Origin of the sequence: Saccharothrix australiensis (genome assembly GCF_003634935.1) — a bacterium.
Classification (GTDB): Bacteria; Actinomycetota; Actinomycetes; order Mycobacteriales; family Pseudonocardiaceae; genus Actinosynnema; species Actinosynnema australiense.
This window is the reverse complement of the sequence record NZ_RBXO01000001.1, coordinates 5956951-5969510: the sequence shown is the minus strand read 5'-3', so window position 1 is coordinate 5969510 and position 12560 is coordinate 5956951. Positions and strand designations below refer to the sequence as shown.

The 12560-nt window shown below is 73.7% G+C and carries 11 protein-coding genes; 6 read left to right on the top strand and 5 right to left on the bottom strand.

Annotation, left to right across the window (positions count from 1 at the left end; translation table 11 throughout):
- Positions 1-79: 79 nt before the first annotated feature.
- Positions 80-1051, bottom strand: a complete 972-nt coding sequence (locus C8E97_RS25105; protein WP_121007927.1) for a quinone oxidoreductase family protein — start codon at positions 1049-1051, stop codon at positions 80-82.
- A 161-nt stretch (positions 1052-1212) separates the two neighbouring features.
- Positions 1213-2835, bottom strand: a complete 1623-nt coding sequence (locus tag C8E97_RS25100; RefSeq protein ID WP_246019149.1) for a DUF885 domain-containing protein — start codon at positions 2833-2835, stop codon at positions 1213-1215.
- 37 nt (positions 2836-2872) lie between these two features.
- Between C8E97_RS25100 and C8E97_RS25095 the strand changes: the two genes are divergently transcribed.
- The gene (locus tag C8E97_RS25095) at positions 2873-3181 is read left to right on the top strand and encodes a hypothetical protein (protein ID WP_246019148.1); all 309 of its coding nucleotides are present in this window, start codon (positions 2873-2875) and stop codon (positions 3179-3181) included.
- Between the two features lie 865 nt (positions 3182-4046).
- Entirely contained in the window at positions 4047-4913 is an 867-nt protein-coding gene (locus C8E97_RS25090; RefSeq protein WP_121007925.1) for an ATP-grasp domain-containing protein, read from the top strand.
- Positions 4914-5043: 130 nt separating this feature from the next.
- On the opposite strand, the gene C8E97_RS25085 is transcribed toward C8E97_RS25090, so the two are convergent.
- Both C8E97_RS25085 and C8E97_RS25080 read right to left on the bottom strand, forming a co-directional pair.
- Complete coding sequence (locus C8E97_RS25085; RefSeq protein ID WP_121007924.1) at positions 5044-6621, bottom strand: solute symporter family protein; 1578 nt, start codon at positions 6619-6621, stop codon at positions 5044-5046.
- On the bottom strand, positions 6618-7022 hold the full coding sequence (locus tag C8E97_RS25080) for a DUF485 domain-containing protein (protein WP_121007923.1): 405 nt from the start codon (positions 7020-7022) through the stop codon (positions 6618-6620). The genes C8E97_RS25085 and C8E97_RS25080 overlap by 4 nt, the downstream gene beginning before the upstream one ends.
- 359 nt (positions 7023-7381) lie before the next feature.
- Between C8E97_RS25080 and C8E97_RS36585 the strand changes: the two genes are divergently transcribed.
- From C8E97_RS36585 to C8E97_RS25060, 4 genes are read left to right on the top strand one after another with little or no spacing between them, the layout of a single operon-like run.
- Positions 7382-10126, top strand: coding sequence for a nitrate- and nitrite sensing domain-containing protein (locus C8E97_RS36585; RefSeq protein WP_121007922.1), 2745 nt, complete (start codon positions 7382-7384; stop codon positions 10124-10126).
- Positions 10123-10566: a roadblock/LC7 domain-containing protein gene (locus C8E97_RS25070; RefSeq protein WP_121007921.1), complete on the top strand. Its 444-nt coding sequence runs from the start codon at positions 10123-10125 to the stop codon at positions 10564-10566. Before C8E97_RS36585 ends, C8E97_RS25070 begins: the two co-directional genes overlap by 4 nt.
- Positions 10567-10573: 7 nt before the next feature.
- Positions 10574-11107 carry a DUF742 domain-containing protein gene (locus tag C8E97_RS25065; protein WP_121012314.1) on the top strand — a complete coding sequence of 178 codons (534 nt, stop codon included), beginning with the start codon at positions 10574-10576 and terminating at the stop codon, positions 11105-11107.
- A gap of 45 nt (positions 11108-11152) precedes the next feature.
- Positions 11153-11617, top strand: coding sequence for a GbsR/MarR family transcriptional regulator (locus C8E97_RS25060; RefSeq protein WP_121007920.1), 465 nt, complete (start codon positions 11153-11155; stop codon positions 11615-11617).
- Here the strand turns inward: C8E97_RS25060 and C8E97_RS25055 are convergent.
- Entirely contained in the window at positions 11554-12495 is a 942-nt protein-coding gene (locus tag C8E97_RS25055) for a COX15/CtaA family protein (RefSeq protein ID WP_121007919.1), read from the bottom strand. The two genes, C8E97_RS25060 and C8E97_RS25055, sit on opposite strands and share 64 nt — an antisense overlap.
- Positions 12496-12560: the final 65 nt, after the last annotated feature.

The window sequence follows — 12560 nt, the reverse complement described above, 5'->3', positions numbered from 1 at the left end:
GATCAGGAGCTACGAAAAAGGTAACGGGGGGCACCGGCGCCGGCCGGTGCCCCCCAACGTCGCCGCCCGGCGGGCCTGGTCAGGGGATCAGCAGCAGCTTGCCCGTGGTGCGGCGGCCCTCCAGGTCCTCGTGCGCCCGGCGCGCGTCGGCCAGCGGGTAGCGGCCCCCGACCCGGACGTCCAGCGAACCGTCCTCCACCGCCGCGAACAGCTCGCCCGCGCGCCACGTCAACTCCTCGCGGGTGGCCGTGTACGCGCCCAGCGACGGCCGCGTCAGGAACACCGAGCCGGCCTGGTTGAGCCGCTGCGGGTCGACCGGCGGCACCGGGCCGCTGGACGCGCCGAACAGCACCAGGTAGCCGCGTCGGCGCAGGCTCGCGAGGCTGCCGTCGAACGTCGCCGCGCCCACCCCGTCGTACACCGCGGCGACGCCCTCGCCGCCGGTCAGCTCCCGCACCCGCGGCGCGAACTCGTCCCGGTCGTAGCGGATCACCTCGTCCGCGCCGGCCTCCCGCGCCAGCGCCTCCTTGGCCTCCGTGGACACCGTGCCGATCACCCGCGCGCCGCGCGCCTTGGCCAGTTGCGTCACCAGCAGCCCGACCCCGCCCGCGGCGGCGTGCACCAGCACCGCGTCGCCCTGCCGCACCGGGTAGGTCGACGCCACGAGGTAGTGCGCCGTCAGACCCTGCAACAGCAGCGCGCCGGCCGTGTCGTCGGCCACGCCGTCCGGCACCGCCACCGCGTCCGACGCCTTCACCAGCGCCTGCTCCGCGTAGCTGCCCAGCGCCGCCGCCCACGCCACCCGGTCGCCGACCGCGAACCCCGACACGTCCGGGCCCAGCGCGGCCACCCGCCCCGTGCCCTCCAGGCCGATGCCGAAGGGCAGCGGCAGCGGGTAGCGGCCCTCGCGGTGGTAGGTGTCGATGTAGTTCACGCCCGCCGCGGCCACGTCGACCAGCAGCTCACCCGCGCCCGGCGACTTCGGCTCGACGTCGTCGAACTCCAGCACCTCCGGCCCGCCGGTCGCGCGCACCACCACTGCCTTGGGCATGTCCCCGTCCTCCGTACTGCTCGGTCGTACTGCTCGGTCGCGACTGCTCGTCGCGCTTCGGTCGTGCTCAACAGCAACCGCCGCGCGGCGCGGCCTGTTCCGCGTCCCGGAGAACGGGACGCCCTGCCGGAGAACGGGACGTCGTGCCGGGCAACGGGACGTCACCGGCCGAGCGCGACCCGCCGGGCCAGGCCGAGGGGCAGCGCGCCGGACCCGGCCAGCTTGTCGTGGAACTCCCGCCGGGTGCCGGTGAACTCGTCCCGGATGCGCTCGATCTCCAACGCGCCCGTCAGGTACGAGGGTGCCTGCGTCGGCCACGTGCAGTACCGGGTGACCTCGCCCCGCGCCGTGCCCGGCGTGAGGGAGGCCCTGGTGGTCATGAAGTGCTCGGCCTCGTCGGTGCTCATCTCGCCGCAGTGCAGGGCGGTGTCCACGATCATCCGGGCGGCGCGGAACAGGCGCGCCTCGACGTGCGCCAGCTCCTGGGCGCGTGCCTTCCCGGCGTCGCCGACGGTGTCCGCGCTGAAGTAGCCGTGCTCGCGCATCAGGTGCTCCGCGTACAGGGCCCAGCCCTCGGAGAAGTACGGGGTGCGGAACACCTTGCGCACCGGCCGGTCCTGCGCGGCCAGCCACGAGAGGTGCCAGTGGTGGCCGGGGTACGCCTCGTGCACGGCGATCGAGGCGAGCTGGGCGCGGGAGTTCGTGCGCAACCGCTGCGCCACCTGGTCCGGCGTGAAGTCCTCGGGCGGGGACGGCACGAAGAAGTGGCCCACGCGGGCGGTCGTGAGCGGCGGCGGCGACATGTAGGACGCGACGCTCAGGACCGGGCGCTGGAACGTCGGCGACGGCACCACGCGGCACTCCTCGCCGTCGGCGAGCGTCACCAGGCGGTGCTCGACGAGGAACGCCCGCGCCCGCCGCGTCTCCGCCTCGTACTCGGCGCGCATCGCCTCCGGCGTCGGCGGGTGGTCGTCCTGGAGGGCGAGCATCACCGAGTGCCAGTCGTCCGACCCGGCCAGCCGGCGCATCTCGGCGTCCAGCTCGGCGTACGCGGCCTTGCCGCGCTCGTGCAGCTCGGCCGCGCCGTACCCCAGCATTTCCTTGTCCTGGAGGAGCGTCGAGTACAGCTTCTCGCCCATCCGCCAGTCGCCGGTGGCCGTGCCGGCGAACCGGGTGAGGAAGTCCGCGAGCCGGTCGAACGCGGCGGCGGCGGGTTCGGCGGCCTCGGCGAGGCGGGCGGCCAGCGCGGGGTCGGAGACCTCGCCGGGCAGCGTCCGGGTGAGGAAGGAGCGGCCCGTCCTGGCCTGGGCGGCGGCGCGTTCGACGATCTTGGGCGAGGCCAGGTCGGGGTCCAGGTTGGCCTCGCACGCGGCCAGCAGCGAGGGCACCTCGGCGAGGCGGGCGATCACCTTGGCGACCAGCTCGGGCTCCGGGCGCAGGCGGTTGAGGAAGGCGGTGAACAGCGGGAACAGCACCGCCGAGGTGTAGAACGACGGGTCGCGCCGCCACGTGGGCCAAGCGGTCATCGCCTGGTGGCCGCGCAGGACGGAGACGACGAGGTCCCGGTCGACGGACTCCTCGAGGTCGTCGGTCCGGACCCGCACGAACCGTTCGAGCCAGGCGTCGGCCTCGCGGTCGTGGTCGGCGAACGCCTGCGCGCTGAAGTCGCCCAGGGTGTGGTCGTGGTTGAGGGAGCCGAGCATCGCGGCGGTGCCGGGGGTGCGGTCGAACTGCCAGGCGAGGAACTGCTCGACCAGGTGGGGGAGAGTCGTGGTTTCGGTCACGTGCACGGAAGTTACCCGCAGGTTCTAGGCTGGCGGGGTGGCTGAGGACAAGAAGGTCGACATCGGGGACCGGAAGGTCGGTGCGGCGGTCAAGGCGGCGAAGGCGTTCGTGGCGGCCCATGGAAAGTCCGCGCGGGCCGTGGTGGAGAACGTCGGGCGGGCCGGTGCGCGCGTGGTGCTGGTGGGTGAGGACGGCGCGATGGGCGACGTGTTCGTGCGCTCGGTGGCCGATGCCGAGGCGCTGATCGCGGCCGTGCCCGACCTGGAGCAGCACGAGTGGGACCGGGAGACGACCGCGCAGGTGAAGATCGGCGCCGGGCACCGCCACCGGATGGCAGGCCGCTGACCAGTGCTTCCGCTGCTCCTTGATCACCCTATCGGCTGAACTGGGCGGATTCGCGGCACCTTTTCATTACCATTCGCGTTGCCAGAACAAGGAGGCGGCGCTGGCGGGGGGAACACCACCCAGGCTCAAGCGCCCGCTGGTGGCGCCGCGTGGGTGGGCCGGCGCGCTTGGGTGGACCGGCGTCGGCGATGGGGCGGCGTCGGCGGGCTGATGCGGCTGCGGAGCCGGCGACTGCGCGGCCAGGCGATTGCGTGGCCAGACGGCTGCACGGCCGAGCGGCACGGCGGAGCGGCCAGGCGATTGCACGGCCAAGCGGCTGCACGGCGGAGCGGCCAGGCGATTGCGCGGCCAGGCGCGTGTGGTGGATCGCTCCCGCGCGCGTGGAGCCCGCCCGAAGCCCTCGCCCGAGGTCCGCCCGAGGCCGGTGCTCCCGGAGGCAGGTGCCGAAGCGCGGCGCGTGACCGGACCGGCCACAGTGGAGCCGAGACGCCACAGCGCCGCTGCGCCTGATGCCGCACGGCGGCCCAAGCGTCGCCAGAGGACACTCTTCGGACGCTCTTCACCGCTGCCAGGGCCTCCCACCCTCGCCGCCAGAGGCCCCGCCGTCGCTCGCCGGAGGTACCTGCGGTCGCTCGGCAGAGGACCCAGACCGTCGCGAGAGGACGCGTCGCGAGAGGACATTCCGCTGCTCGCGTCGGTCGCGTCACTCGTGCGCTCGCGCCGGTCGCGTCACTCGTGTGCCCGCGCCGGTCGCGTCACTCGTGTGCCCGTGCCGGTCGGTCGGGCGCCTGAGCGCCGGGGGCGGCGGGCGTGACCTGCGGCTCGCCGTGCGGCGTGGCGGGATTCGGTTGTCTAGGCTGCGGATGTGAAGGTTTTGTTCGCGACGTGCGCCTCCCTGCCCACCGGCGACGGCGACGACGCCGTGCTGGTCGACGCCCTCGCCGAGGTCGGCGTGGACGCCTCGTGGACGGTGTGGGGGGCGGCCGAGTCGCGGCACGCCGACCTCGTGATCCTGCGGTCCACGTGGGACTACACCGAGCGGTTGCCGGAGTTCCTGGAGTGGGTCGCCTCGGTGCCGGCGTTGGCCAACCCGGCGGCCGTGGTGCCGTGGAACACCGACAAGAAGTACCTCGTCGAGCTGGCCGACGCGGGTGTGCCCGTGGTGCCGACCGCCCTCGCCGCGCCCGGCTTCCGCGACTGGCCCGCGGGCGACTTCGTGGTCAAGCCGGCGGTCGGCGCGGGGTCGCGCGGGGCGTTGCGGGTCGCCGCCGGCGATCTCGCGACCGCCGCCGACCACCTCGACGCGCTCGGCGGCACGGCGCTGGTGCAGCCCTACCAGGCGGCAGTGGACACCCAGGGCGAGACGGCGGTGGTGTTCTTCGGCGGCCAGTACTCGCACGCCTTCGCCAAGGGCGCGATGCTCACGCCCGACGCCGAGGTCGACGAGTCGGGGCTGTTCGTCGTGGAGCGGCTCGCCGGCGCGTCGCCGTCCGGGGCCCAGCGGCGGGTCGCCGAGGACGCCCTGGACGCCGCGGCGGCCCTGGTCGGCTTGCGGCGCAACGACTTCCTGTACGCGCGGGTCGATCTGGTGAACGGGGCGGACGGCACGCCGCTGGTGCTCGAACTGGAGTTGGTCGAGCCTTCGCTGGGGCTCCGGCAGACCGACGCGTCGGCGCCGATGAGGTTCGCGTCGGCGGTCCGGGCCGCGTTGGGCGCGAGGGTGGCGGCGTAACCGGCGGTCCGCGAGCCCCCCGGCCTCGGGAGCCCCGCAGCCCGGACGACACCCCGAAGCATGATCGAAACACCACGTTCGAGTGGAATCGTTCGAGTGAACGACCGGACGCCCGACCACCCGAACGCGGCTACCGCAGACCGGAACCGATGCCGGTCAGCGAGCGGACCTCCATCTCGGCCTGCTTCGCCGGGTCCGCCTCCTCCTTGCTCAGCACCGTCCCCAGCCACCCGCACAGGAACGAGAACGGGATCGACACCAGGCCCGGATTGCCCAGCGGGAACCACGCGAAGTCCACGTCCGGGAACACCGACGTCTTCGCGCCGGACACGGCGGGCGAGAAGGCGATCAGCAGCACGCACGACCCGAGCCCGCCGTAGATCGCCCACAGCGTCCCGTTGGTGTTGAAGCGCTTCCAGAACATCGAGTAGATGATGGTGGACAGGTTCGCCGACGCCGCCAGCGCGAACGCCAGCGCCACCAGGAACGCCACGTTCTGCCCGTTCGCCGCGATCCCGCCGCCGATGGCCAGCAGCCCCACCGCCACGGCGGTCAGCCGGGCCACCCGCACCTCCGACTTCGGGTCGGCCGCGCCGCGCTTGATCACGTTCGCGTACACGTCGTGCGCGAACGAAGCCGACGCCGTCAACGTCAACCCCGCCACCACGGCCAGGATCGTCGCGAACGCCACCGCGCTCACGATGCCGAGCAGCACCGCGCCGCCGACCCGGAACGCCAGCAGCGGCGCCGCCGAGTTCTCGCCGCCGGGCGCGGACTCGATCGCCTCCGAACCCACCAGCGCCAGCGCGCCGAACCCGATCACCAGCGTGCACAGGTAGAACGTCGCCATCAGCCAGGTCGCCCACACCACCGAGCGCCGCGCCTCGCGCGCGTTCGGCACGGTGTAGAACCGCATCAGCACGTGCGGCAGCGACGCGGTGCCCAGCACCAGCGCCAGCGCGAGCGAGATGAAGTCCAGGCGCGCCAACGGCGAACCGCCGTACCGCGCGCCCGGCGCCAGCACCTCGGGCCCCAGCGGGGTGTTGCGGCTCGCGCTCTCCAGGATTGCCGACATGCTGAAGCCGAACTTGCCGAGCAGGAACGCGGTCATCAGCGTCACGCACAGGATCAGCAGCACGGCCTTGATGATCTGCACCCACGTGGTGCCCTTCATGCCGCCGACCAGCACGTACATCACCATGACGACGCCGACGACCGCGATGACGACCGCCTGCCCGCCCTTGGTGTGCACGTCGAGCAGCAGCGCCATCAACGCGCCCGCGCCCGCCATCTGCGCGATCATGTAGAACAGCGAGATCACCAGCGTCACGTTCGCCGCCGCCGCGCGCACCGGCCGCTGCCGCATCCGGAACGCCAGCACGTCGCCGAGGGTGAACCGGCCGGTGTTGCGCAGGCGCTCCGCGATGATCATCAGGCCCATCAGCCAGGACACGACCCAGCCGATGGAGTACAGGAACCCGTCGTAGCCGTTGACCGCGATGCTGCCCGAGATGCCCAGGAACGACGCGGCGGACAGGAAGTCGCCGGACAGCGCCACCCCGTTCTGCGGCCCGGTGAAGCTGCTGCCCGCCGCGTAGTAGTCCGACGCGGTCGCGTTGCGGGAGCCGACCCGGTAGACGACGTAGAGCGTGATCAGCACGAAGACGGCGAACACGCCCACGTTGATCGCCGTGTTGCCGCCGGTCACCGGCGCTCCTCCGCGGTGAGCGCCCGGACCGCCGCGACCTGCGGGTCGATCCGGCGGCGGGCGTGGCGGGCGTACCACGCGGTCAGCGCGATCGTCGTGGCGAACTGGAGCAGGCCGAACACCATCCCGACGTTCACCAGGCCGACCACCGGCGTGCCCATGAAGCCCGGCGCGTACGCCGACAGCGCCACGTAGCCCAGGTACCAGGTCAGGAAGCCCAGGACCGCGGGCACCACGAACAGGGCGGTGCGGCGGCGCAGCTCGCGGAACTCGGCGCTGTCCCGGATCGCCGGGTAGTCCGGCTCTCCCGCCTCGTCGACCAGCAGGGGAGGCGGTGGCTCGTCGAAGGTCGCGAACCCGCGGGCGCGGGTGCCCGCCGGGGGCGGGATCGCCTTCTCCATCGGACCTCCACGGGGATGGGATGTGCCTCTCCACCGCAGGGGGCAGCGCGGCTGGGTGGGCGATCAGCCTAACCGCGCGTGGCCGCCAGTCAACGGCGGAACCGGCGACCGCCGCCGCGGGGGTGGTCGTCCCGGCAGCTCACGGTCCTCGCCCGCGCGGGCCCCCGACCCGATCGTGGAGCGATGATCACTATCCGTGGCTGATCCGAACGGATGAGCACATGCGCCGAGGTCGTTGTCGTGGCCCGGAACACGACCTACTATCGCGCAGCAGCACCCGCCGCCGGCCGCGTACCCGCGCGGGTGTCGTATCGCGTGGTGGGGCGAACACTTCCGACACATCTCCGGGGACTTGTCTGGTGACTGGCGACAACAGCGCACGCCGGCAGTGGTGGGGCGCTGTCGCGGACTGGCGCAACTGGCGCCTGCCGGTCAAGCTCGCCGCCGTGCTGGCCGTGCCGGTGATCGTCGCGGTCGGCGCGGGCGTGGTGCAGATCCGCGGCTACGTCCGCGCGGCCGACGGCTACACCGCCTCCCGGCACATGGTCACCCTGCGTGCCGGCCTGGACCCGTTGATCTCGGGCGTGCAGGCGGAGCGCGCGTTCTCGGCGCGGCGCGGCGAGAACGCGGGCGTCAACGAGCGGCGCTTCAAGGACCTCACGCGCGCCACGGACGCCGCCGCGGCCGGCGTGCGGAACCTGATGGAGCGCGCCACGTCCCTCGGCGACGTCGCGAGCGCGCGGTTCCTGGACGCCACCGTGCAGCTCGACGGCCTGCCGCAGCTGCGCGGCCGGGTGCTCGCGGGCGGTGTCGACCTCGCGAGCGCGATCGGCGGCTACACCGTCGTGCTGCGCGCCCTGCTGGACTTCGACCAGGCGATGGTGGGCGACTTCGGCGACCCGGCGCTGTCCGGCACCGCCACCGCGCTGCACAACCTCGCGATGGCGGACGAGCAGATGTCGTGGCAGCACGCCACCGTGCTGGCGGGCATCAGCCGGGGCGCGCTGGCCGACGACGAGCGGACCGCGCTGGAGCAGTCGTGGACCCGCCAGCAGGACAAGATCGCCGACTTCGACGCCGTCGCCACGCCGCGGCAGCAGGCCGACTACCGCGCCACCATCGCCGGCCTGCCCGTGGACACGCGCAACAGCCTGTTGCAGCAGGTCCGCGGCGACCCGGACCGGATCGCCGCCGTGGACGCCGAGGCGTGGCACAGCGGGTCGGTGGGCACCGCCGAGCGGTTCGACGTCGTGCTGCGCGGCCTGGAGAACCAGCTCACCGAGGCGGCCACACGCCTACAGGACGAGACCAGCGACCGGGCGGGCGCGGCCTCGGTGGTCCTGCTCGCCTCGCTGTTCGCGGCGGGCGCGGTCGGGTTCGTCGTCGGCCGGAACATGCTGCGCTCGCTGCGCGCCCTGCGGGTCGCGGCGCTCGACGTGGCCCAGCACCGGCTGCCCACCCTGGTCGCGCAGCTGCGCGACAACGCCGCGCCGGACGTCACCGTGGAGCCGGTGCCCGTGCACACCACCGACGAGCTGGGCCAGCTCGCCCGCGCGTTCGACGCGGTGCACCGGCAGGCGGTCAGCTCCGCCGCCGAGCAGGCCGAGCTGCGGACGGGCATGCGCAACGCGTTCATCAACCTGTCCCGCCGCAGCCAGGGCCTGGTGGAGCGGCAGCTCCGGCTGATGGAGGAGCTGGAGCGGCAGGAGGAGAACCCCGAGCAGCTCGCGAACCTGTTCAAGCTGGACAACCTGGCGACGCGGATGCGCCGCAACAACGAGAACCTGATAGTGCTCTCCGGCAGCGACGTGGCGCGCCGCTTCACCCGGCCGGTGCCGCTGGGCGACGTGCTGCGCGCCGCGGCGTCGGAGATCGAGCAGTACCAGCGGGTCGTCGTGCAGGCCACGCCGTCGGTCGAGGTGGTCGGCTACGCGGCGGGCGACCTGGTCCGGCTGGTCGCCGAGCTGATGGACAACGCGGCCTCGTTCTCGCCGCCGAGCACGCAGGTCGTGGTCGGCGGTCGGGCCCGGCCGGGTGGCGGCGTGCTGGTGGACGTCCTCGACGTCGGCGTCGGCATGTCGGAGGAGGACCTGGCGGTGGCCAACCGCAAGATCGCGCTGGCCGCGGCGGACGACTCGGCCGAGCTGCCGGTGGCTCGGCGGCTCGGGTTGTACGTGGTGGGCAGGCTGGCCGGGCGGCACGGCGTCCAGGTGGCGCTGCGCGACCACGGCGAGGGCGTGCGCGCGGTCGTGGCGCTGCCCGCCGACCTCGTCCGGGCGGCGCCCCCGCCGGGTGCCCGGCCCGCCGCCGGTCCGCAGACCTCCCGGCACGCCGCCGCGCCACCCGCGTTCGGGCTGCCCGCCGCGCCGACGACCCCCGCGCCGACCACCCCCGCGCCGACGACCGCCGCGCCGACGACCCCCGCGCCCGTGGCCGCCGCCGCACCGAACCCCGCACCGGCTTCGGCGACCCCGAACCCCGCGCCGAACGCCGCCGCGCCGGACTTCCCGACGCCGGCCACCGCCGCGCCCGCCGGTCCGGGGCACCACGCGACGGCGGCGCACCCCGCGGCGTCCCGCGAGAGCGGCTGGACCTCCTTCCAGGGCCACACCGTCGAACCCGTGTCCTCGGTGTTCAACGGGTTCGTCCCACCCGACGCGCCGAGCCCCGCGCCCGGCGTGCCGACCCGCTCCGCACCCGGCGCGCACGGCGCGCCGGCCGACCCCACCGGCGCGCCGCCCTCCGCACCCGGCGCGCCGACACCCGCGACGCGGGCGCCCGCCGGGCCCCGGCCCGGCTCGACGTGGTTCACCGGGCGGCGCAACGCCGTGGAACCCTCACGCCTCCCGCCCGTTGAACAGTCCGGGCACGCGCGCGTGCCCGGACAGGGGGAGGCGCCTGTGCAGGAGAACAACGCGGAGCTGCCCAAGCGGCGTCCGCGCTCGAACCTGGTCGCCGAGCGGCCGGGTGCACCCGATGCGGTGGCACCCGTCCGGAGGGATGCGAACGCGACACGCGGGTTCCTGGCGAGTTACCAGACGGGGGTCCGGCAAGGTGTCCGGGACTCGGGAGAGCACCGAACGGGGCGGGAGAACACGACATGAGCGGGCAGAGGTCACGGCAGGTCGACCAGTTCGGCTGGTTGGTGAGCAATTTCGCCGATCGGGTGCCCGGTGTCGCGCACGCCGTGGTGATCTCCGTGGACGGGCTGCTGCTCACGGCGTCGGACGGGCTGCCGGAGGACCGCGCGGAGCAGCTGTCGGCGATCGCGGCGGGCGTGACGAGCCTGACCGAGTCGGCCGCGCGGTGCTTCGACGGCGGTGGCGTGCTGCGCTCGGTGATCGAGATGCAGTACGGGATCATGCTGCTGATGTCGATCCGGGACGGCTCGTGCCTCGCGGTGCTGGCCGCGCCGGACGCCGACGTCGGCCAGGTCGCCTACGAGATGACCGTGGTGGTGGACCAGGTCGGCCAGCTCCTCACCCCGGAGCTGCGCGCGGAGTTGCAGGGCGCGCAGCGGATGATGGCCCACCCGTCGGCGTGAGGTGGTCATGAGCGAGGACGACGAGGAGTCCGCGGAGCGGGCGTTCGCCGAGCTGCTCAACGGGATCAGCCTGGGCTCCGACCGGCGGCGCAGGACCGGGCCGCCGCCGGAGCCGGACCCGGTGGACCGCCCGACCCGGCCGCACCCGGTCTTCCAGGACGACGACGCGGACCTCGACCACCCGCGCGAGGACTACCCGCGCGAGGAGGCCGCGTCGATCGTGCGGCCCTACTCGTGGACGGGCGGGCGGACCACGTCGGCGCGCCAGTTGGAGGTCGAGACGCTGGTGTCGGCGGTGGACCGGGACCACCGCGGCGCGGTGCAGGCCGAGTACCAGGAGGTGATCAACCTCGTGGGCGGGCCGCGCTCGGTGGCGGAGGTCGCGGCGTTGCTGCGGCTGCCGCTGGGCGTGGCCAAGGTGCTGCTCGGCGACATGGCCGAGCGCGGGCTGATCGACGTGCACGAGACGGCGTCCGCCGACGGCGAACAGCCGGATCTCGGTCTGATGGAGCGCGTGTTGGCGGGCCTCCGGCGCCTCTGACTGCCTACTATGGCTTCAGTGTCGACCGAATGAGGGGGATGGCCAGTGGGCGTCGGACGTGAGACCCGGCTGTCGGCGTGGATCGAGCGGTTCGCCGCGCACTTCGCGGAGGAGGGCATCCCGCTCATCGGCGGGCGCATCCTCGGCTACCTGCTGGTGTGCCTGCCGTCGGAGCGGACGGCGGCGGAGCTGTCCCAGGAGCTGGAGGCGTCCAGCGGCTCCATCTCGACCAACCTGAAGTTCTTGGTGAACGCCGGGCTGGTGACGAAGCGCACGCGGCGCGGCAGGCAGGCGGCGCAGTTCCGGATCAACGAGAAGAGGTGGGCCGACCTGGTGCAGCGCAAGCTGGACGCGCTGGTGAGCGTCCGGGAGCTGACCGAGTCCGGGATGCGGCTGATGAGCGGCGACCCGGAGCGCGCGATGCGGCTGCGGACCGTGGACGACCTCTACACGTGGCTGGCGACCGAGCTGCCCGCCGTCTGGGAGCGCAGGCCCGCCTCGTCCAGGTGAGGCCGCACGCGGGTCGCGGTCCACAGGTTGGCGGTGGCGACGACGACGACGCCGGCGCCCAGCACGTGGACCGAGACCAGCACCTCGGGCACACCGGTCCAGTACTGCACCATGCCCACCGCGCCCTGCGCGACGACCGCGGCGACGAGGATCGCGTAGGCGCGGCGGGCGTGCCTGCCGAGCATGAACCCGAGCGCGATCAGCATCCCGAGGAACAGGAAGAGCAGGTCGGCGTGGACCTGCGCGAGCGTGGGCACGGGCAGGTCCAGCCGCGGCGTGGCGGCGTCGCCCGCGTGCGGCCCGGCGGCGGTGACGAACGTGCCGGCGAGCATGAGCAGGCCCAGCACGGCGGCCTGCACGACCTGGAGCCGCATGACGTTCTTCGACACCAGCGGCACGGCCGGCTCGTCGCCCTCGCGCAGCGAGGCCACGAGCAGCACGGCGGCCCACACCAGCACCATCGACACCAACATGTGGATGCTGACCGCCCACCAGAGCAGGTCGACCAGCACGAGCATCCCGCCGATCACGGCCTGGAGCACCACGCCGCCGAACTGGACCAGCGCCAGCTTGAGCACCCGCGGCCGGCGCGGGCGGTTGTACCAGGCGGACAGCACGCACAGCGCGGCGATGATGCCGACCACGCCGGTGAGCGTGCGGTTGCCGAACTCCACCCACTGGTTGAGCGGGGCGACCTCGGGGTGCTCCACCGGGATGAGGCTGCCCGCGACACACTCGGGCCAGGTGGGGCAGCCCAGGCCGGAGCCCGTGACCCGCACGACCGACCCGGTGACCGCGATCCCGGCCTCGGCGATCACCACCGCGATGGCGAACGCGCGTTGGAACCTGACGAGCGGGGCGGTGAACCAGGTGGGCACGGCTACCGATGGTAGGTACCGCTTCCTGAGACGGCTTGGCCGGGTCGGCGGTCCCGCCGCCGACC

Bases quoted from the DNA above. Each gene is read 5' to 3' on its own strand.
- C8E97_RS25105 (WP_121007927.1), bottom strand. From the start codon at position 1,051: ATGCCCAAGGCAGTGGTGGTGCGCGCGACCGGCGGGCCGGAGGTGCTG.
- C8E97_RS25080 (WP_121007923.1), bottom strand. From the start codon at position 7,022: ATGGAGAAGGCGATCCCGCCCCCGGCGGGCACCCGCGCCCGCGGGTTC.
- C8E97_RS25070 (WP_121007921.1), top strand. From the start codon at position 10,123: ATGAGCGGGCAGAGGTCACGGCAGGTCGACCAGTTCGGCTGGTTGGTG.
- C8E97_RS25065 (WP_121012314.1), top strand. From the start codon at position 10,574: ATGAGCGAGGACGACGAGGAGTCCGCGGAGCGGGCGTTCGCCGAGCTG.